Origin of the sequence: Helicobacter hepaticus ATCC 51449 (genome assembly GCF_000007905.1) — a bacterium.
Lineage (GTDB): Bacteria > Campylobacterota > Campylobacteria > Campylobacterales > Helicobacteraceae > Helicobacter_C > Helicobacter_C hepaticus.
Window position 1 is genome coordinate 1763848 of sequence record NC_004917.1, and the last position, 21301, is coordinate 1785148.

At 35.9% G+C, this 21301-nt stretch carries 21 protein-coding genes and 1 other RNA gene; 16 read left to right on the forward strand and 6 right to left on the reverse strand.

Translation table 11 applies throughout. The features are described 5' to 3' along the window. Complete coding sequence (locus HH_RS08895; RefSeq protein ID WP_011116682.1) at window positions 1–1113, forward strand: agmatine deiminase family protein; 1113 nt, start codon at window positions 1–3, stop codon at window positions 1111–1113. Between the two features lie 137 nt (window positions 1114–1250). Here the strand turns inward: HH_RS08895 and HH_RS08900 are convergent, their stop codons facing one another. Next, window positions 1251–1823: a DJ-1 family glyoxalase III gene (locus HH_RS08900; protein ID WP_226989495.1), complete on the reverse strand. Its 573-nt coding sequence runs from the start codon at window positions 1821–1823 to the stop codon at window positions 1251–1253. A 244-nt stretch (window positions 1824–2067) separates the two neighbouring features. Here HH_RS08900 and HH_RS08905 point away from each other — a divergent pair, with 244 nt between their 5' ends. The 3 genes from HH_RS08905 (at window position 2068) to ssrA (ending at window position 4153) form a co-directional block, all read left to right on the forward strand. Next, entirely contained in the window at window positions 2068–3156 is a 1089-nt protein-coding gene (locus tag HH_RS08905; RefSeq protein ID WP_011116684.1) for a tyrosine-type recombinase/integrase, read from the forward strand. Window positions 3157–3165: 9 nt separating this feature from the next. Continuing rightward, window positions 3166–3723 (forward strand): phosphatase PAP2 family protein, encoded by a 558-nt coding sequence (locus HH_RS08910; RefSeq protein ID WP_011116685.1) that lies wholly within the window; start codon window positions 3166–3168, stop codon window positions 3721–3723. A 61-nt stretch (window positions 3724–3784) separates the two neighbouring features. Next, window positions 3785–4153, forward strand: a transfer-messenger RNA (tmRNA) gene (gene ssrA / locus HH_RS09385). A 25-nt stretch (window positions 4154–4178) separates the two neighbouring features. Here the strand turns inward: ssrA and HH_RS08915 are convergent. Next, window positions 4179–4370, reverse strand: coding sequence for a hypothetical protein (locus HH_RS08915; protein ID WP_034328179.1), 192 nt, complete (start codon window positions 4368–4370; stop codon window positions 4179–4181). Between the two features lie 113 nt (window positions 4371–4483). On the opposite strand from HH_RS08915, the gene HH_RS08920 reads away from it, so the two are divergent. From HH_RS08920 to HH_RS08960, 9 genes are all read left to right on the forward strand, one after another. After that, window positions 4484–6532: a TonB-dependent receptor plug domain-containing protein gene (locus HH_RS08920; RefSeq protein ID WP_011116686.1), complete on the forward strand. Its 2049-nt coding sequence runs from the start codon at window positions 4484–4486 to the stop codon at window positions 6530–6532. Between the two features lie 57 nt (window positions 6533–6589). Further along, on the forward strand, window positions 6590–7111 hold the full coding sequence (gene ppa, locus HH_RS08925) for an inorganic diphosphatase (protein WP_034367769.1): 522 nt from the start codon (window positions 6590–6592) through the stop codon (window positions 7109–7111). A gap of 35 nt (window positions 7112–7146) precedes the next feature. Further along, window positions 7147–8571: an acetyl-CoA carboxylase subunit A gene (locus HH_RS08930; protein ID WP_011116688.1), complete on the forward strand. Its 1425-nt coding sequence runs from the start codon at window positions 7147–7149 to the stop codon at window positions 8569–8571. A 16-nt stretch (window positions 8572–8587) separates the two neighbouring features. Beyond that, window positions 8588–10021, forward strand: coding sequence for a bifunctional ADP-dependent NAD(P)H-hydrate dehydratase/NAD(P)H-hydrate epimerase (locus HH_RS08935; RefSeq protein ID WP_011116689.1), 1434 nt, complete (start codon window positions 8588–8590; stop codon window positions 10019–10021). Window positions 10022–10026: 5 nt separating this feature from the next. Then, window positions 10027–10809, forward strand: a complete 783-nt coding sequence (locus HH_RS08940; protein WP_041309433.1) for a thiazole synthase — start codon at window positions 10027–10029, stop codon at window positions 10807–10809. A gap of 15 nt (window positions 10810–10824) precedes the next feature. After that, window positions 10825–11544: a carboxy-S-adenosyl-L-methionine synthase CmoA gene (gene cmoA, locus HH_RS08945; RefSeq protein WP_011116691.1), complete on the forward strand. Its 720-nt coding sequence runs from the start codon at window positions 10825–10827 to the stop codon at window positions 11542–11544. A 171-nt stretch (window positions 11545–11715) separates the two neighbouring features. Beyond that, entirely contained in the window at window positions 11716–12357 is a 642-nt protein-coding gene (locus HH_RS08950) for a leucine-rich repeat domain-containing protein (RefSeq protein WP_011116692.1), read from the forward strand. Between the two features lie 63 nt (window positions 12358–12420). Then, window positions 12421–13146, forward strand: a complete 726-nt coding sequence (locus tag HH_RS08955) for a hypothetical protein (protein WP_011116693.1) — start codon at window positions 12421–12423, stop codon at window positions 13144–13146. 3 nt (window positions 13147–13149) lie between these two features. Further along, on the forward strand, window positions 13150–13788 hold the full coding sequence (locus HH_RS08960; protein WP_011116694.1) for a M15 family metallopeptidase: 639 nt from the start codon (window positions 13150–13152) through the stop codon (window positions 13786–13788). An 11-nt stretch (window positions 13789–13799) separates the two neighbouring features. Here the strand turns inward: HH_RS08960 and HH_RS08965 are convergent, their stop codons facing one another. From HH_RS08965 to HH_RS08980, 4 genes are read right to left on the reverse strand one after another with little or no spacing between them, the layout of a single operon-like run. Next, a complete protein-coding gene (locus tag HH_RS08965; RefSeq protein WP_011116695.1) occupies window positions 13800–15017 on the reverse strand; it encodes an ABC transporter permease in 1218 nt (405 codons plus the stop codon). After that, window positions 15017–15706 carry an ABC transporter ATP-binding protein gene (locus HH_RS08970; RefSeq protein WP_011116696.1) on the reverse strand — a complete coding sequence of 230 codons (690 nt, stop codon included), beginning with the start codon at window positions 15704–15706 and terminating at the stop codon, window positions 15017–15019. The genes HH_RS08965 and HH_RS08970 overlap by 1 nt, the downstream gene beginning before the upstream one ends. 17 nt (window positions 15707–15723) lie before the next feature. Beyond that, window positions 15724–17019 carry an efflux RND transporter periplasmic adaptor subunit gene (locus tag HH_RS08975; protein WP_011116697.1) on the reverse strand — a complete coding sequence of 432 codons (1296 nt, stop codon included), beginning with the start codon at window positions 17017–17019 and terminating at the stop codon, window positions 15724–15726. Next, window positions 17016–18527 carry a TolC family protein gene (locus HH_RS08980; protein WP_011116698.1) on the reverse strand — a complete coding sequence of 504 codons (1512 nt, stop codon included), beginning with the start codon at window positions 18525–18527 and terminating at the stop codon, window positions 17016–17018. The genes HH_RS08975 and HH_RS08980 overlap by 4 nt, the downstream gene beginning before the upstream one ends. A gap of 182 nt (window positions 18528–18709) precedes the next feature. Here HH_RS08980 and HH_RS08985 point away from each other — a divergent pair, with 182 nt between their 5' ends. From HH_RS08985 to HH_RS08995, 3 genes are read left to right on the forward strand one after another with little or no spacing between them, the layout of a single operon-like run. Next, window positions 18710–20086 carry a hypothetical protein gene (locus HH_RS08985; protein WP_226989496.1) on the forward strand — a complete coding sequence of 459 codons (1377 nt, stop codon included), beginning with the start codon at window positions 18710–18712 and terminating at the stop codon, window positions 20084–20086. After that, complete coding sequence (gene lpoB / locus HH_RS08990) at window positions 20079–20684, forward strand: penicillin-binding protein activator LpoB (RefSeq protein WP_041309161.1); 606 nt, start codon at window positions 20079–20081, stop codon at window positions 20682–20684. Before HH_RS08985 ends, lpoB begins: the two co-directional genes overlap by 8 nt. A 24-nt stretch (window positions 20685–20708) precedes the next feature. Further along, window positions 20709–21287 carry an LPP20 family lipoprotein gene (locus HH_RS08995; protein WP_011116702.1) on the forward strand — a complete coding sequence of 193 codons (579 nt, stop codon included), beginning with the start codon at window positions 20709–20711 and terminating at the stop codon, window positions 21285–21287. Window positions 21288–21301 lie beyond the last annotated feature (14 nt).

A 21301-nucleotide genomic window follows, 5' to 3' on the forward strand; every position in this document is an offset into this window, starting at 1 on the left:
ATGAAAAAAATCAAATATAGACTTAAGGCGGAATGGGAGGAACAAATAGCTATATTAATGGCTTTTCCGCACAAAAATAGCGATTGGGCAATACATATTGAGGTAGCTCGAGAATGTTTTGTGCGTATTATAGAGCAGATTCTATATTTTGAATCAGTAATACTTTGTGTGGATATTAATGATGATGAGGGAATGGCATTATTGCACACACATTTTAAAAAACATATTACATTTGCCCAAAATGAGACATTTAAATCGTATAATCAACAATATGGGCTTCATATTGTTCGTGTGCCCACAAATGATACTTGGGCGAGGGATTTTGGAGGTATTAGCGTGGAAGCAGAGGGGGGCATAGCCCTATTTGATTTTGTCTTTAATGGTTGGGGGCTAAAATATCCTGCAAATTATGACAATCAAATTACGCAAAATATTGTTTGTGAAGCTTTCAAAAATACTCATTTATCGCCACTTGTAAAAAGAATTTTTTCATCTTATCGTCCCATAAAAACTGATATGATTCTTGAGGGTGGCAGTATAGAAAGCAATGGGGCAGGGGTATTGCTTACTAATACACAATGTCTCCTTGAAAAAAATCGCAATTCTCATCTTAGCCAAGATGAAATAGAATCTAAGCTTAAAGAGTATTTTGGATTAGATTCTGTATTGTGGCTTACACAAGGCTATCTTGCAGGAGATGATACAGATAGTCATATTGATACACTAGCGCGTTTTATTAGTGAGGATACGATTGCTTACATCACTTGTGATGATAAGCAAGATGAGCATTTTGAATCTCTTAAGAGTATGGAGGCGGAGCTACGCGCTTTAAAACAATCTAATGGAGAGCCATATAAGCTTATTCCTCTGCCTTTTACTCAAGCTATTTATGATGAACAAGGACAACGGCTACCTGCGAGCTATGCAAATTTCCTTTTTGTCAATGGAGGTTTGCTTGTGCCAACTTATGGGGATAAAAATGATAAAAAGGCACTTGAGATTCTCTCTCTCGCATTGCCTACACGCAGGGTAGTGGGTGTGGATTGTCGCTCATTGATTTTATGGCACGGCAGTTTACATTGCGTGAGTATGCAGGTATATGATACATTATAAGTAAATGCAAAACTATTTTATATTCGCCAATAACAACTTTCTACCAAGATATTCTTATTAAATAACTCAGATTCTAGATTCTATTAAGGGTTAAATTTCTAAAAATGCTTAATATTCTCTTGTGTTTACATTTTGTTTTATAAGTACGCCTTGAGAGAGGGCATTTGCAATTCTTCATAAAGCTCTTGTGCTTTTTCTCCGCCACAAAGTTCTTTTACGATAGTAAGGGCAAATACATTTGCTGTAGCAGGACCAACTGAAGTGATAATATTACCATTTTTTACTACCGCTTCCGCATTTCTATTTTTGCCTTGCATATTGATTTGATTTTCGCAACCAGGATAACAAGTAAATTCACCCTCAAGCACCCCCGCCTTATCAAGCACGATAGGGGAGGCACAAATTGCAGCTATGAGCTTTTGTTCTTGCTTAAAGGTCGTGAGCCATAGCTTAATGAGTTCATTGTTGGCAAGATTTTGCATTCCATTATAACCTCCTGCGAGGACAATAGCATTGAAATGTTCCATTTCAAGCTCGGGCAAGGCAGAATCCGCTTCGATTACAATATGATGTGCTCCCAAAACGCGTTTATGAGAATCAAGACTAGCGACTACCACCCGCACACCTGCGCGTCTTAAAATATCTGCCACAGATACTAACTCAATTTCTTCAAATCCTCTTGCAATAGGAAGTAAAACATTCTTCATCAATTCTCCTTTCTCCTTTTGAAAATTCAATTTTACTATAATTAATGAATTTTTATGGTAAAAATTTTCTTTTTTAGCTTGTTGTATGGAGAGTGGATTGAGATAAAAAAGTTTGAAAAGTATAGTTTTCATAACTAATTCAAACACAAACCTTGTAATCTTGACTTGAGAGATACAAAATCGTATAATCCTGTAATTTTGATATTTACTCGGGCAAAGGCACAAGAATAAGGAAAATGACAAACAAATGAAATATCCGCTTAATTATAAAAATGAATTTTCTTCTAGTTTGCTTTTTTGGATTACGAGATTTATACGTTATAAGCTTACAACACTATCTAACCATCAAGTAAATGATAAATCAAGCATTCTTCAGGCAATAAATACATTAAGTAATGATAAAATAAGTAATATAGATGAATTAGAAAATATCTGTAAAAAAGCGAGAAAAGCGGGTATGATAGGGATTAATACTTACTCTACCCCGCTACTCAAACTTTACGCTTTCCTTACGCAAAGCTCTATTGATACAATGGAGGATATTGATGAGGAAGTATTAAGCGATTTTTTAAGTGTGGAGACAAGTGCTCTTTCTAACGCAAGTAAAAAAAACTATCGCATTGCTCTCATTGGTTTTTTTGGTTATATTGATAAGCAAAATGAGAGTGATGGTGCATCTTATGTATATGATATTACACTCAAAATCAGCTCATTACAAGGCAAAAGTGGACAAAAACTCCCCTCATTTTTAAATCAAAAAGAATTAGAACAATTCTTGCGCGCTATTGATGAATCTCAACTTGGGGAAAAAGTCGCTGCGCGTAACAAACTTATTATCAAACTCATTGTTTATACAGGCATACGCGTAAGTGAAGCTCTTAATCTCCGCTGTAAAGATATTTTACCAGCTAAAGACTGCTATCTTATAAGTATTCGCGGTAAAGGCAACAAGCCGCGTGTAGTAATGATACGACAATCCCATATTCAGAATCTTCTTAATACCTGGCTTACGCAACGTTTGGGTTTTTCTCCAATGCACGATTTACTCTTTTGTAATGCCAAGGGAAAAGCCCTCACGCAGAGCTATATTTATAAAAATGTGGAGAATATTTTAACTCAAGCAGGGATTCGTAAAGAAAAAAATGGCGCACATATGCTACGGCACTCTTTTGCTACCCTGCTCTATCAGCAAAAACACGATTTAGTAATGGTGCAAGAAGCACTTGGACATTCGGATTTAAATACAAGTCGTATTTATACGCATTTTGATATGGAACGTTTGCAAGAAGTTGTCAGTGTAATGGATAATATATCCAATAAAACTCATTCTACTTAAAGGGGCATTATGAACTCTCCTTTATATCTTACTCCAAAAGCCAGTAATCTTGCAATGTGTCTCATAAGCGTATGTGCTTTAATTTTATGGCTTTATGAACCAAAATTATATAGCGATGTATTTCGTTTTATGCTTTTTCCTCTTGGGTTAGTATGGCTTTTGCAAAAACGATATATACTCTTAAAATATTTTATAGTAATTACGGCTGTTATTTTGGGTATTGCATTTGTTTGTAAATATACCTTTTTTTATATGGCAAATTATTTTATGGATAATGTATGGGTAGAAAACATTGCCCACATTGCAAAGCGTCCAATTAATGGTGAGTTTAAAGGTTTTCCTAGTGGGCATACGACAGCGGCGTTTATTGCTGCAGCATTTGCGTGGCAATATATGAGCAAAAAATGGGGTATATTTTTTATATTTTTAGCATTTATGGTAGGTTATGCTCGTATTATCAGTTTATGGCACACGCCAATTCAAGTATGTGCAGGTGCATTACTTGGCTTTGTAGGGAGTTTAGTGTTTATAAGTTTTATTAATAAAAAGCCTAAAGTGCAGCATTGACAAACATAATGAAAAAGATTATAATCCACGCCCTGTTAGATAAAATCTATACAGAATCTGCGGGGCTGATTGGCTTTCGACAGGAGCAAAGAGACTTAAGTGCATGTGAGCTGGTAAGCTCTAAAACTACCACAAATAAATAAACGCAAACAACGCAAATTACGCTCCAGCTTACGCAAAAGTCGCGTAAGTTTATCACACTTTTGGAGTCGGCTTAAGAACTTCTAATCTAGCTAGAATCTTTCAAGCTGTAATCTTTGCTAGATGCTCTTTTTGTCATACCTTAGCAAAAAGAAAAGAATAAGGTTGCTTGTGGGATTTATCTTGGGGTGTTGGATAACCACGAAAAGAAAACAATACCTACTAAACATGTAGATTCTTAAGAAGCTCAAGCTTTTGGACTGGGGTTCAACTCCCCACAGCTCCACCATAACTTCCCTATTTTATATTAAGATTTAATGAATCTGTGCTGCTTTGCGGATTCTATATGCTTTTGAACGACAAGCACTTGAGCAAGTTTTTGCACTTTTACTTCCAATAAATGGCTTATGGCATACTTGACAATCTTTTTTTGCTTTATCAAGGCTTTTAAGTAATGATACAACCTCACTATGAGAAAGTGAATGCTTACAATAAGGACATTCCATAAAAACTCCTTTAAGTGAAAATATTTAGATTCTATCACATTTTATAAAACGTGTTGCTACATTTTATAAAATGTGATACACTTCACACTTTATTTTTATATAAAGGTTTTTTTATGATACTTTCTTCTTTTAAAGGTTCACCTATTTTAAGTTTTACTTTTGCATCAATTTGCAGTAGCATACTTTTTGCCGATGAAACACTTTCTTCCACAAAACTTTCTCCCCTTATTTCAGCAGCTCACCCTATCAGCAATGCTAATATAAGCGTTATAGATGATACCTTTCTTACCCATACGCAAGCAAATAATCTCCGAGATATCTTTGCCAAAGACGCCGAGATACAAGTTGGCGGTGGTGCACAAATTGCACAAAAACTCTACGTGAGAGGCTTTGAAGATAGAATGTTTCGTGTGAGGCTTGATGGAATCACGCAAGGAGGAAATCTCTTTCATCACCAAGGCAACCTTCTTATTGACCCATTTTTAATTAAAAGCATAGAGATAGAAAAAGGTTTAGCAAAACCAGAAGATGGTGCAGGTGCACTTGCAGGGGGGATTAATATCATAACAAAAAATGCGTTTGATATGCTCTTACCAAATCGCAGTTATGGGGCACATTTTGTATTAGGAGGACAAAGCAATAAAGGTATAGACACCGCTCTTGCTACATACGGGAAAATTACAGAGAATATAGGTTTGCTCGCAAGCTATAGCTTTGATGATGTGCCTTATTATCGTGCAGGAAATGGAGACAAGGTCTCCTCCTCTAAAACGCGCTCGCATAATGCACTTTTTAAATTAAGTTTTCTTCCTAATGCAAATCATTCGCTTAACCTTAACTATCATTTTAATAATGTAAATGCCATAGCTCCCTATGGTGCTAATGTTTTGCTTAGCCAAGATCCAAAACTTTATGATAATACCCTCTTTTCTCACGCCATAAGCACACAATACGCTTATGTGCCAACTGATAATTTTACTTTATTGTGGAATACTTTTTATTCATATAAGAATCTTACACTTTCACCTATTGGAGCAGTATCTAGCACTGATCACGAAAAAGCACACGATTTAAGTTTGCATCATCTTGGAAGCGATATAATGTTGAAACACTACTTTAGCCCTGTGCGTCATTATATAAAATATGGTTTAAACTATCAGCTTATCACTACCAAAGAACACAATCTTGATGGACACGATAGAGATGATAATAATCAAGGACACGAATTAGGTGCTATTTATGGCGGATTTATTGGAGCAAATTTTAACTTTTTAGAATCTCTAAGCCTTGATGTAGGTTCGCGCTATGATGTCTTCACTTATCGTGATAAAGTTAATACAAGGCATAATACTCAAGGATTTAGCCCTTATATCTCGCTTCTTTATGCTCCAACAAATGAACTTAGCTTTAAAATCACACAAAATTATAATACACGTGGAGCTATGCCTCTTGATGCTTCATTGCTCTCAAATCCTCACGTAAAAATTACTCCATTAAAAGCAGAAGGAATGTATAACACAGAGCTTAATATGGATTATGATAATAGCCTCTTTAGTGTGCATATAAGTCTCTATCATCAATATTTAAAAAACTTTATCAATAGCTATGTCAATTCAGGTAGCCATACAAATGGTGCTACTCATGCTCACGGTGATTCTTTTCGTGAGAATATGGCTAGCGCTATACGAATAATTGGCTATGAAGCGAGTATGGGGCTAGATTTTAGTTTTATTGATGTGCATATGGGTATTGCTCAAAGCTTTCCTACATATAGGCAAAAACTCATTACTGATACTTTTGAGCTTGCTGCCGTAAGTGGGAGAAGTTATTTTTTGAGTGCGGGAATCCGCCCTTTTGACTTTCTACCGCAATTTCGTATTTTATGGCTTAGTCGTTTTGTAGAGGGAATAAATTATCAAGGTTACAATATGTATTATAATGATACCGAATCTGTAACTAAAAAAGGCTATAACACGCATAATCTTTATTTAACCTATGATGTGAAGTCTTATTTGAGTGTGCGTTTAGCATTTTTAAATCTTACAAATCAAACTTACATAAACCCTATGAGTCCGCTTAAGGAACTCTTTTCAAAAGGAGAAGGCACACCACTCTATGAACCCGGTTTTAGCACAAAAGCACAAATTGCACTTTCGTTTTAGTAGAATCTTTTGGTATAATCGCTTCTTTTAACATATTTTAAGTTTAAAGGAGCAGTAATGAATCTTTCAAAAGTATCAGTGGGTGAAAATCCAAATAAAATCAATGTTATCATTGAAATCCCTTATGGTTCAAATATTAAATACGAAGTTGATAAAGAAAGCGGTTTAGTTGTCGTAGACAGAGTGATGTATGGTGCGATGTTTTATCCTGCTAATTATGGTTTTGTCCCCAATACACTCGCAGATGATGGTGACCCTGTTGATGTTCTTGTGCTTAATTCTTATCCACTTCAAGCAGGAAGTATGATTGCTTCTAGGCTTATTGGTGTGCTAATTATGGAAGATGAAAGCGGAATGGACGAAAAACTCATTGCTGTGCCTGTTTCTAAAATTGACCCCTCATTTGAAAAGATTCAAAGCCTAGCAGATTTACCACAAATCACACTTGATAGAATCAAAAATTTCTTTGAAACTTACAAAACACTAGAGCCAAACAAATGGGTAAAAGTTAAAGAATACAAAGACAAAACTGCTGCACAAGAGATTTTAGATAAATCAATCAAAGCCTACAAAGGCTAAAAATACTCTTAAAATGATGTTTAAAGGAGGTTATGATGTTTCAGAAGATTCTCATTGCTAATCGTGGCGAAATTGCAGTGCGTATTATCCGCGCTTGTAGGGATTTACATATTAAAAGTATAGCCATATATGCAAGAGCTGATAGAGATTGTTTGCACGTAAAAATGGCTGATGAATCTTATGAAATCAGTGATGACCCATTGCAAGGCTATCTTGATGCGGATTTGATTATTGAGGTAGCATTACGCGCTGAAGCTGATGCAATTCACCCCGGCTATGGTTTTTTAAGTGAGAATGCCACATTTGCTAAAAAAGTGCAAGAAGCGGGAATTACTTGGATAGGACCTGATGCTCTAACAATTGCAAAAATGGGCGATAAAAATGCAGCAAGAGCTATTATGGAAAAAAATGGAATCCCCATTGTGCCAGGCACTCAACCACTTAATAAGCACTCTATAAGTGATATTGCTAAATATGCGCAAAAAATTGGCTATCCTGTGATACTTAAAGCAAGTAGTGGTGGAGGTGGGCGTGGCATACGCGTAGTAGAAAAAGAAGAGGATTTAATAGAATCTTTTGAGGCGTGTAAACGCGAAGCTATGGCATTTTTCAAAAATGATGATGTTTTTATGGAAAAATATATCGTTAATCCTAGACATATAGAGTTTCAAATCTTAGCGGATAATTATGGTAATGTGATTCATCTGCTTGAGCGTGATTGTTCCATACAAAGACGACATCAAAAGCTTGTTGAAATCGCTCCTAGTCCCCTTATTAGCGATGATTTACGCCGAAGAATGGGAGCTGCTGCCGTGGCTGCCGCTAAAGCTGCACAATACACAAATGCAGGCACGGTTGAATTTTTGCTTGATGAGAACAATACTTTTTATTTTATGGAAATGAATACACGCATACAGGTTGAGCACGGCGTTACAGAGGAAATTACTGGTTATGACCTTATAGGGAGACAAATCCGCATTGCGCAAGGAGAAATTTTAGACCTTACACAACACGATATACGCGCACAAGGCTTTGCTATTGAAGTGAGAATTAATGCTGAAGATGTGGCTAATGATTTTGTGCCAAATCCGGGCAAAATTACCACTTATTACCCTGCTTTAGGACCTTTTGTGCGAGTAGATAGTTGTATTTATAAAGATTATGTGATTCCACCCTTTTATGATTCTATGGTAGCAAAGCTCATTGTGAAAGCTTCAAGCTATAATCTTGCGGTAAATAAACTCTCGCGAGCTTTGAATGAATTTACCATTAAAGGCGTGAAAACAACAATTCCTTTTTTGATAAACATTTGCAATGATAAAGACTTTAGGCGAGGATATTTTGATACTTCTTATATTGAAAGTAAAATTAAAGAGCTTATGCCCCCCCCACAATCTAAGCCTGAAGATGATATGGTAAGCGTCATTGTCGCGGCCTTAAGCGCACGCTATGGAGCATAAAACAATGGAGTAGCCTATGAAAAATATCTATCAAAGCACAATATTTTTGGATAAAAGAGCGTGTGAAAAATATCATCTTACACCTGAAATTCTTATGGAAAATGCGGCTTGTGCATTAGAATCTTTAATCAATTCTTTGACACATAAGGGAAGCGTGATAACTATTTTATGCGGGAGTGGTGATAATGGTGGCGATGGATATGCATTAGCTAGGCGTTTAAGCGGGGACTACTCTATAAGAATCTTTCAGGTAAAAGAACCAAAATCACCTCTTTGTATTCAAGCATACGAGCGTGCCTGTGAGTGTGGAATAAAGTTCATAAAAAAAATCTTACCTTGTGATGTAGTAGTAGATTGTGTTGTGGGCAGCGGTTTAAAAGGTAGCTTAGAGCGTGAAGCAAGTGAGATTCTCTCTTTGGCAAATAAAAATGCTCGTTTGTGCATTGCGTGTGATATTCCAAGTGGTTTAAGCGATAAAGATGAAGGCTTTGTATTTAAGGCAGATTATACATTATGTATGGGAGCAATTAAGCTTGTGTGTCTAAGCGATAGAGCAAAGGACTATGTGGGAGAATTGTATATTGGCAAACTTGGTTTAAGTGGGAATCATTATGAAGTAACTTCTAATCTTAAAATGCTTGAAAGCTCTGATTTAGCATTACCACAGCGCATAAATAAAAATGTGCATAAAGGTGATTTTGGACATTTGGCAGTATTTGTAGGAGAAAAAAGCGGTGCTGGGATTTTGAGCGCACAGAGCGCATTGCATTTTGGTGCTGGACTAGTTAGCATAATATCTCAAAAAGATTTACAGATTCCATTTGATATTATGCAAACACACACACTCCCTCACAATACGACTGCTATTGCTCTAGGTATGGGACTTGGTGTAAAAAATGTTGCGCAAATACTTCAAAACTTACAAGAGAGCACTTTGCCCTGCATACTTGATGCTGATGTATTTCATACACCTATGATTAAAAATTTTCTTGATAAAAGTTTAAATCAACAGACTTTAGATTTTTCACGTGAGATTATCTTAACACCACACCCAAAAGAGTTTGAAGCATTACTTAAGCATTGTGATTTGGGAGATTATAATCCTCAAAAACGTATAGATAGTATGCTTAGCTTTACTCAAAAATATCCACATACTACTCTTGTCCTCAAAGGTGCAAATGTTTTTATAGCAAAGGCACAAGATATTTATATTAACCCGCTCGGTATCAATGCACTTGCAAAAGGTGGCAGTGGCGATGTTTTAAGCGGGCTTATTGGCGCACTTTTAGCTCAAGGATATAATGGCTTAGATTCGGCACTGCAAGGTTCACTTGCTCATACACTTGCAGCAAGAGAAGCTACAAAACATATTGCAAATTACGCATTGACACCAAGTATGCTTCTTGAAAGCATTACTACCTTGCAATCTCATAAAAGGATACATAAATGAATCATATTAAAGATACTCTCAAAATCGGCTCACATACTTTCGCATCGCGCTTAATTGTCGGGAGCGGAAAATATAAAGACTTTGCTACCACCAAAGAAGCGACTTTAGCAAGTGGCGCAGAAATTATCACCGTTGCAGTTAGGCGTGTGAATATTATGGATAATAAAAGTGAGAATCTTCTTGAAACCTTTAAAGATACAAATATTCAGTTTTTGCCCAACTCTGCTGGGTGTGTCAATGCTAAGGAAGCAATTACACTCTTTCGTCTTGTGAGAGAAGCAACAGGTATTGATTTTATCAAGCTTGAAATCATAGGCGATATAGACAAAACACTCTATCCTGATGTAATAGAGAGCCTACAAGCCACAGAGATTCTAGCAAATGAGGGCTTTTGCGTATTGGCTTATACAAATGATGACCCTATTATGGCAAAACGACTTGAAAATGCGGGAGCAAGCGCGATTATGCCTCTTGCTGCGCCTATTGGAAGCGGACTTGGAATCCAAAATCGTTATAATATCGGCTTTATCAAAGAAGCAGTAAAAGTGCCTGTGATTGTTGATGCGGGGGTAGGCTGTGCGAGTGATGCAAGTATCGCTATGGAGTTAGGAGCAGATGCTGTGCTTACAAATACGGCAATTGCTCAAGCACAAAATCCTGTAACGATGGCAGAAGCGATGAAATACGCTGTAAAAGCCGGGCGATTAAGCTATCTTGCTGGACGCATACCACGTAAAGCCTATGCAAGTGCAAGTTCTCCACTTGAAGGTATGATGCAATTTGGTTAGATTCTAGGCAAAATAATGAAAGATAGAATCTTTAAACAAGATATTGGCAAACAATTTGAATTTGATGCGCAAGTAGCAAGTGTGTTTGATGATATGCTTGAGCGTTCAATTCCTCATTATAAAGAGGTGTTAGGTTTAATTGTAGATTTTTGCTCCTATACTTTAGAATCTTCTAAAAGTGCTATACCTCTTGTTTATGATTTAGGAAGCTCCACAGGAACGACACTTTTAGCTCTCTCTCAAGCTTTATCAACACATACACGCTTTATTGGTATTGATAGTTCTCAAGCTATGATTGATAAAGCCTCACTTAAAGCTCAAGCCTATAACGCGAACATTGAATTTATCTGCACAGACTTGCTTGAATACGATTTTTTGCACTCTGATATTGTAATTGCTAATTATAGCTTACAATTTATCCGCCCAATGCAACGCCCTGCACTTCTGCAAAAAATTTACAATGCTCTTACGGAGGGAGGAATTTTAATTGTGAGCGAAAAGATGACTTCTCATCATAGAATCCTTGATAGGCAAATGATAGAACGATATGTTCGCTATAAACAAGAGCAAGGCTACACAAAAACCGAAATTAGCAAAAAGCGTGAAGCATTAGAAAATGTGCTTGTGCCTTTTAGCCTTGAAGAAAATATTGCAATGCTTAAAGATATAGGTTTTAGTGGCATTGAGGTGCTTTTTAAATGGGTGAATTTTGGCACTTTGATTGCTAAAAAGTAATAAATATTTATATTTTATATGTATTTATTTTATGCAAACTAAAATTATAAAAGAAAAATAATGTAATTTATTGTAACTTATTTTAAAATTTTACTAAAAACTCTAAAAATTATTATTCAAAAAAAAAAAAAATGCGTGATATAATAATAGTAAAAACAAAAAGGAGAAACAATGAAACAAGAAGATAATGTTTCAAAACTTACCCCACAGGAACTTGAAGAGTTAAGTAATTGGCTATGGAATAATTGCGATGATTGCGGACTAATGCTTGAAGATATGACAGATTCTTTACGATATTGCGATGAAAATCCTGCAGATTTAGACCCTAGCGAACTTGAAGATTGGCTTTTGGAAACAAGACTATTTGCACTTGATGACAATTGCCCTGAGGGAATAAAAGATTTACCAAAAGCATTAGGTGCATTAAAGGGCTTAAAAGCCATTGTAGCACAGGAACAATCCATTCAAAGCATTCCTAAAGAAATATGTGAAATCAAGGGTTTAGAAGTTTTGGATTTATTTGATAATGAACTCACACAAATCCCACAAGAAATTGGCAAACTAGAATCTTTAAGAGAACTTTACTTAAGTGGAAATAACATTACATCTTTGCCAGAGAGTATAAAAAATCTACAATCTTTAGAAATTTTATGTTTGAATGACAATCCCATAAAAGCTTTACCAGAGTGGCTAAGCGAGTGTAAGAATCTAAAATGTATCGAAGTAGATGATGATGTGGAGATTCCCTCCTGTATTGATAGCACACTTATCAATGCCGATTATGAAGGCTATAGCAGCTATGATTATAGATAATCCTCTGCTATAATGGTGTTAATTCATCATAACCAAACACGATAAGAGGCTTTAGGAGGGGAAGTGGCAAAAATTGATAAGAGTATAAGCAAAGAATTAGAATCTTATTTTAAAGTATTAGCCAAAGCAAAGGGATTTAAAACTTACTCAAATTGGATTTTGTATAAACGCAATGGAGATGATTTTATTAGTGTGCATTATGAGTTATTACATAGGCGTCCAGATACATATCATACAGGCATTTGGAGTGTAACGATTAAAGGCTATGAGATGGATAGACTCTATTGGGAAATTACAGAGGCAGAAGAATGCTTAACTTACAAAAGTGATGCTTTGAGGGCAAATGGTTCTTTTGTTGTGCCAAGCGAAAATATAGGAGCAGAAAAAAGCTTTTATGTAATCCCTTGTAAAAAGCCCTTTGATGAAGCCCAAATAACAACTATCAAAGAAAAACTCCCCTTAATGCTAGAGTATGTCCAATCTTGTATTGATACCTTTTATGCAACATATCGCAATTTTGATGAATATGTGCAGCATCTTCAAGACCAAAGTGAGAAAAACTTACGATATAAAGTATTTTCTCTACTTGCTAAAGGAGATATTTTGAGTGTGCTCAATATTGCGCAAGAACAAGCAGCCATTGAGAAGCAAGAGTTAGGTAAAAATGAAATAGGCTTTTGGGGAATGTTGCTGAATTTTTTACATAAAAATGGAGAGAAAACGAACCTAAGCTTAGCAGAGAGATTCAAAATGCGTTTTAAAAATTTGACATATGTTGAAAGAATGTAAAGAATGAAACTTGCCTTGCTTTTAATTATAATTATATGTAGCTTTGCGCAAGGCAAAGATTCTCTAATTGAAGATAAAATGCGTAATATTGGGCTTTTTGCACTTGAAGAAATAGATAAAGATACTTTTATCACGCGGCTTGCTTATGATAGTAAAGAAAACTTTATGAAAACAAATATCTATGCACCTTTTTCTTTACACAAATGCTATCTCCATAAAGATATGAAAGAGCATATGCAAAAACTTGCCAAGATTCTAAAAGCAAAGAATTTAAAGCTTATTGTGTATGATTGTTTCCGTCCACAAGCTGCACAAGAGCTTGCTTGGAGTATTGTGCCTGATACGCGCTATGTCGCTCACCCAAAGAAAGGCTCAAATCACTCAAGGGGGATTGCCATTGATGTGGGCTTAGCTCAAGGAAATGGAGAAGCTTTAAGTATGCCAAGCGCATTTGATGAATTTAGTGCAAAAGCGTGGCGTGATTATATGTGTCCGCAATCTCGAACACAAAATTGCACTCATCGTAACGAACTCCAAGAGATAATGAGCCAAGCTGGATTAAAGAGTATAAAAACAGAATGGTGGCACTTTGAGCTTCCTATAAGCAATAAACACGGCTACCCTATTCTTTCTCTCCCATAGAATCTACTCAACTATTCGTGGCGCAGCGCATCAATAGGATTAAGCTTTGAGGCTCTCCTTGCGGGAAGATAACCAAAGAGAACACCAATAAAAGCCGAAAATAAAAAGGCAATGATAGCCGTTGGAATATCAAAAATAAAAGGAATTTCCATATAATAACTTAGGCTCAATGAAGCAAAAAATGCCCAAATAATTCCAATTATTCCTCCAAGTGAGCTTAAGGTAATAGATTCTATTAAAAACTGCATAAGCACTTCACTCTGCAATGCACCAATAGCCATACGCGTTCCAATTTCTTTGGTGCGCTCTGTTACGGAAACGAGCATAATATTCATAATGCCAATTCCCCCTACAACTAAGCTTACTCCAGCAATTAAACCTAAAAATGCGGTAAGTCTCTTTGTGGCAGAAGTGAGTGTCTCTGCAATCTGCTTTGTATCCATAATCTCAAAAGAATCTCTATCTCCGGCACGGACATTGCGCACTTGACGCAGTGCTTGAGTAAGAGCGGGAAGCATTTGTTCAGAATCTACGCCATCTTTTGCACGAAGCATAAGTCGATTAACAAAAAAAAGTGTATTGCTCCCTGATACAGAACGTAAGAATGTTTTGAGTGGAAGCAAAATTACATCATCTTGGTCATTTCCCATACCACCCTGCCCTTTAGATTCTAATACGCCAATGCACTCACACACGATTGTATTTAAACGAATCCTCTGTCCCAAGGGATTACCCTCATTAAATAGATTCTTACGCACCGATTGTCCTATCATACACACATTGCTTCCTACACGATATTCATTTTCTTCAAAACTTCTTCCTTCACTTGTATCCCATTGCGTTACTTCAAAAAATGCTGCATTTACACCTTGTGCTTGAGTTGCTGTATTTTGAGCTTGGTATTGTAGGGTAACTGAACCTTGAGAAATGGGTGCAAGAGCCTGTATATATTCGTGTGTAAGCATAGTAAGATTCTGTGCTTCTTGCAGGCTAAAATTACGGCGAAGATTTGCTCCACTTGGATTCATTACGCGCGCAGGAAACACAAGCAAAAGGTTGCTGCCAAGTGAGGAGATTCTATCGCTTATCATTTTAGTCGTGCCATTTCCTAAACTAATCATTACCACCACTGCACCCACACCAATGATTACCCCAAGCATTGTTAAAAATGCGCGCAAGAAGTTGCGTTTAATTTGTCTTAATGCGAGGATAAAAGCATTTAAAATCATTAGCAATCCTTTGAATCACTTATTAAGCGCCCATCTAAAAAGTGCAATTCCCTACTTGCATATTTTGCCATATCAGGTTCGTGCGTTACCATAAGAATCGTAATACCCAAATTTTGATTGAGTTCTTGGAGAATTTCCATAATTTCCACACTTCGTTTTGTATCAAGATTTCCTGTTGGTTCATCAGCAAGTAAAAAAAGTGGTTCTGAAGCAATTGCTCGTGCAATTGCTACGCGTTGTTGTTGTCCTCCGCTTAATTTTGCACTTGTGTGCGAAGCCCAATCTTTTAATCCTACTTTATCAAGTGCTTTAAGAGCAATCTCTTCTCTTTCTGTCTTTTTTACTCCACGATACATAAGGGGCAATTCTACATTTTCTAACGCAGTTGTGCGTGCTAAAAGATTAAAACCTTGAAAAATAAAGCCTATATAGTTTCTGCGTAAAAGTGCACGTTGATTTTGTGTAAGTTCAAATACATTCACATCATAAAACCAATATTCTCCACTACTCCCGACATCAAGAGTGCCAAGTATATTTGCTAGACTTGATTTACCCGAACCACTAGGTCCCATTAATGCAACAAATTCGCCTTTATCAATGAGTAAATCTACACCTTTGAGTGCTTCAAATGCACTCTCTCCCTTGCCATAAGTTTTGCGCACATTGTGCAATTTAATAAAATCTTCCATATTTAACTTGCCTTAAATCATTGCACCTTTATTTTTGTAATCACTTGTGTTTGCTCGTCAATACCGCTTAGAATCTGTGTATAAACCCCATCGGTAATACCCGTCTCTACCTCCACAGATTCGGGCACGCCATTTTTTAAAATCCATAATGTGCCACTTTTGCCTTGTTGCTTTTGCTTGATATTAATTTGCGCTTTAGGACGTGGGCGCGAGGGTGCAACCATTGGATTGAGTGCAGAATCATTCTTTTTTATGCCTGCTTTTTGCAATGCCTTATTTAAATCAAAATACAAAGCAGAACTTGGCACAAGAAGTGCATTTTGGGCTTTTGCAATGATAATATCAGCTGTGGCACTCATATCAGGACGCAAAAGGAGAGATTTATTATCCACTTCAATTTTTGCACGATAAGTAATGATGTTAGAAGTGCTTGAAGAAGTATTTGAAGAAGAGCTGCCTCCATCGCCTGAACCAAAATTCACACGATTAACTTTTGCGTGAAAATTTTTATCTGGGTAAGCATCAACGGTGAAAATGACTTCTTGTCCTTCTTTAACCTTGCCAATATCTGCCTCTGAAATGCTTGCATAAAGCTGCATTTCTTCAAGATTCTCAGCAACCTTAAAAAGCGTAGGAGCTTGAAAACTTGCTGCTACGCTTTGCCCCACTTCAACGCTACGCGTAAGAACAATACCATCAACGGGTGAAATAATTTCGGAATTTTTTAAATCAATCTTAGCGCTTTCTATGCTTGTTTGAATTTCAATGATAGTAGCGCGCTTAATATCTACATCGGAACGTGCAGAGGTATAATTAGTTTTAGCAGTTTGTAATTCAAGTAGAGAAGGCGAAGCCCCATTTGTTGCTTTATAAAGTTCTTTTAATCTATCATAATTCCATTTTTTATCTGCCAAAGTTTGCTCACTCGCTCTAAGTTGAGCTTGTGCGGAATGAAGCTGGGCTTGAAATTTAGCAATCTGTTGATTAATACTCTCTGGATTAATGCGAGCAAGCACTTGTCCTTGCTTGACTTCATCATTTTCATCTACAAGTACTTCAAGCACAAGTCCGGAAATCACACTCCCAATTTCTACTTCATTCACAGGAGAGAGAGAGCCTGAAGCTGAAATGCTTGATTTAATATCACCACGAGTAGGTTTTATTGTCTCATATTCCATTTGGGAAGTAAAAAGATTCCATAAAATAATACCACCTATACAAAGTGCAATGACACCAAGTAAGATAAACCACACCATAGGAGGAATTTTTTTGCCTATATATTTTTTTGTATGAAGAGTTTGATATAAATTCATTCTTTGTTTCCTTGTGGAGATTGTTCTTTTTGTGGATTCTCTATTTGCTCCAAAGCAAGATTCCCACCTAAAGCTTTAAAAAGCGTAATAAGCGATAGAATCTCGTTTGTTTTTGCACTATGAAGCTGTGTCTGCAAATTAAGATATGTATTTTCATTATTTAAAAAATCATTTTTATCAAGCAATCCACGTTTATTTTTTGCACTATTACTTTCGTAAGCCTTTACACCAATTTCATATACATTTTGCGTATTTTGCACCTGACGTTTTTTAGATTGTACATCAAAAAGTGCGTTTTCAACCTCGCCTAAAGCTGTATTAACATTATTTTGCAAGGTATAATATGCTTCATTACTTAACTCTTTTTGAATAAGATAATTTTGCTTTAAAGGGGTGCGATTAAGCAGAGGTGCAGTAATGGAATTTGCTATCTGAAATACGAGAGAACCTGCGCCATTTGTGCTATATAGAATCTCACCGATTGAGCCACTAAGCGAAATATTTGGCAATCTTGCAGCATTTGCATTTGTTTGTTTATAAAGCTGAGAATGCAGAGCATAAAGACTTGCTTGGATATCTGGACGAGAGAGCAAAATATCACTTGGCATTTTATCTACATAAAAATTTGCAATATGCGGAAATGTGTAATTTATAGAATCTAAAAAATCAATGTTTTGGGCGAGTTCATCGGCAGTGATATTTAAAAGCACAAGCAGAGCATTTTTATTTTGCTCAAAAGTATAAGAGAGACTTTCATAAGTATTCTTTTGCGCGGTTGTATTTGCCACAAAGCTTTGATAAGTGCTTACATCAATAAGTCCTAATTTATATTTATCTATATTAATTGCCTGAATCTGCTCTAAGTTTTTTAGAGTAGATTCGGCAATAGCAAGCGAATAAGCATTATCCCGCAATGTAAAATATAAAGTCGCCACTTCAGCAATTAAAGAAATTTGTGCAAAAGCAAGATTACTTTGTGCTTGAAGATAAGATTTTTTGTTCGCTTGACGTAAGGCATTAAGTTTACCAAATAAGTCAAGTTCCCAACTCATACTGATATTTGCATTGATTGAATTTGCACCTGGACGGATAATTGTGCTTTGAGAGAGAGTGCGCCTATCAATATAACTTGAATTTAACCCAGCATTAATTGTAGGAAACATATTTGCTGTATTGATTTTCATTTGAGACTTGGCTTGCTTAATACGAGAAATCATACTCAATACATTTGTATTATTTTCAAGCGCAAGATGAAGGATTTGGTGCAACTGCTTATCATCAATAAGTGCCATAAACTGCTGTAATCTAAAAGGTTGCTCTTGTAAGGATTCCATATTTATAAGATTTGTGGATTGTTTTATTTTTGTGGTATTTTGAGATGTAAGTAAGTCTTTGGTATTAGAAAAAGCAGCGGGAATATGTGTTTGCTTAGCACTTTGCTCAAGTGTGGGAATAGGTGTGCTACAACCAGTATATATCATACCAACAAATAAGCATATCTTCCTCACTTATCTCATTCCTTTTAATATCTTAAGGTTACTCTTAAAATGATATTGAAAAAATGTGAAATTAAAGTGAATCTTAAATATTAAAAGATTAGAATCCAAAACTACTTAAATCTTAACATTTTAGAGAGAATCATTTGAGACAAATTGTATTCATAAGTATGCTATGGATTACTATAATTTTTATGACTGCTTGCTCACACCACGATTCTTTACAATCATTTAATAAATATTACTACGGTGGCAATGATGAAAAAGCCTATAAATATGCCAAAGACAAAGCCGGAAAATCTGGAGATGTATTATGGAATCTTCAAGCGGGTGTGAGTGCATTTACTTCACATCAAGAAGATACTCTAAATCTTTTAGAACAAGGTGAAACACTCTTTAGCAAATATGAATCAGAAGGTTTAATGGGTGGCATATTTGGCAGTGTAGGTTCAGTGCTTGTTAATGAAAATATTAGAGATTATCGTGGCAATATTTATGAGGGCGTTATGTTCAATTATTATAAGGCACTCAATACTATGTCGCAAAAAGACTATGCTCGTGCACGTGTAGAATTTAATCGTGCAAATGACAGACAACGTCGTGCTAAAGATTACTTTAATAAAGATATTCAAAAAGCTCTTGCACAAGAACATAAACAAAATGCACAAGATAGGAATCTTCAGCAAGTTGATACTCACTCTTCTATCTCTTCTCTTTTGCAAAAAGAATACAGCAATTTAAAAAATTTTCAAGCTTATGAGGGCTTTATCAATCCTGCAGTAAGTTATGTTTCCGCGCTTTTTTTTATGCTTGAAGAAGATTACAATAAAGCAATGGATTTATACAAAGAATCTTATGGGATTAATCACGCTTCAATCATTAATCAAGACTTACAAATAATGCAAAAGCGTAAAAATAGTAATACAGATGCTAGATATACTTGGTTTATTATTGAAGATGGGCAAAGTGCGCATAAACAGGATATGTCAATTAATTTACCTACATTTTATGTTAGCAATAATGTCTTGCACGTAGGTGTTGCTATACCAATGCTTGTAGAAGGAAAAATAAGTGCTCGCATATATCAAGCTCAAAGCACAGAACAACAAAATTTTAAAGCCTCTGAAGTAGCTGATTTAGATAAAGTGATTGCAAATGAATTTAATAAGCAACTCCCCTTTATTCTTACACGCACAATCTCTTCTGCTATACTCAAATCAATTACTCAAAATGTATTGGATAATCAATTTGGCACAATAGGAGCTTTAGCAGGTGCACTTTATTCTATGAGCACAACAAATGCTGATGTGCGTATTGCTACAGCTTTACCCAAACGTGTACTTGTGCTACAAATTCCAAATAATGTGGGTAAATTTATGCTTCAGGCTGATAATCGTCCACTTTATAATGTGCATTTTGAGTGTATAAAAGAAACATCTTTACAAAAAAATATGCAAAAAATAAAAAATATTATTACTTTATGTGAAAAAAACGATAACATTCTATATTTGCGTGTCAAGGGTAATAACCCAACTTATAGAATCTTAAAGGGCGGTAACATTGATGAATAAAGCTTTTTTATATCTTATAACCATAGGTGCATTATTTATGGTAGGTTGTAGCACATCACCAAAATATATTAATACAGCAGATTCTAAATCTTATACAAGTATGGGACTTGATTATCACGACATTGAAAAAGCAGCAAGTAATAGTGTTCGTTCTTTACTCAATAGTAATTATGTGCGCAATCTTTCTCGCACAGGCTCTCCTAAAGTATTAATGATATCAAATGTCATTAATGATACTATGCAAACTATTGATACAGAACAGCTTACTCGGAAAGTAACACGTGATATGCGTAATAGTGGAAAATTTGTTCTTACTCTCGCAGTAGGAAATAAAAAAGATAAAGGTATTACGATGGGTAGGAGTGTGCGTGATAATGATGAATTTGACCAACACACTACAATTGAAAAAGGCACATTAAAAGCTCCAGAATTTTCTCTATCAGGAAAAATTGTGCAAAAAAATACTAAAATTGGCTCAAAGCAGCGCACTGACTATTATTTCCTTCTCACACTTACCAACATTAAAGATGGTCTTGTTGTTTGGGACGATGAGGTAAATATCATTAAGCTTGGCTCAAATTCATCTGTAAGCTGGTAAATAACTAAATTTTAGGAGGCATTTATGAAAACACATACAAAAGTTTTATTTGGAGGCATTATTACAGGGTTGCTTATTATAGGCTGCGCCAATAAAGATGATGCACTTGGTGTTGGTGGTAAGAGTATCGATAAAAAAGCACTTCAAGCTCTTAGTATTCAAGGTGCACCAAATTGGGTGCTCAATGGTGGGCAAGGTGATATGAGCGCCGTAGGAATTGCTGATATTATTAATGGTGATTTGGGCTATGCACGCACAGAAGCATTAGCTTTAGCTAGAGATGAACTTGCACGACAAGTAGCTACAGAGGTTGAAGGCGTAATAAATCGTGCAGCAAGTGTAACTATGGGTTCTTCAGTCCAAGATGCGCAGGTTTCTAAAGCTAGTGAACAAATCATAAAACAGGGTGTTTCTCAAACTCTTAGTGGAACAAAGCAAACCGATACTTGGATTACCAAAGATGCAACCAAAATCTTTGTGCTTATTAAACTTAATCCGGAGCTTAAAGCCAAGCTTCAAGCTAATGTAAAGAGAGAAATTAACAAAAGTTCTCTTCCAAGCAATATAAGACAAGAGGCTGCAAGATCATTTTTGATTCGGTAATGCTAAATTTGAAA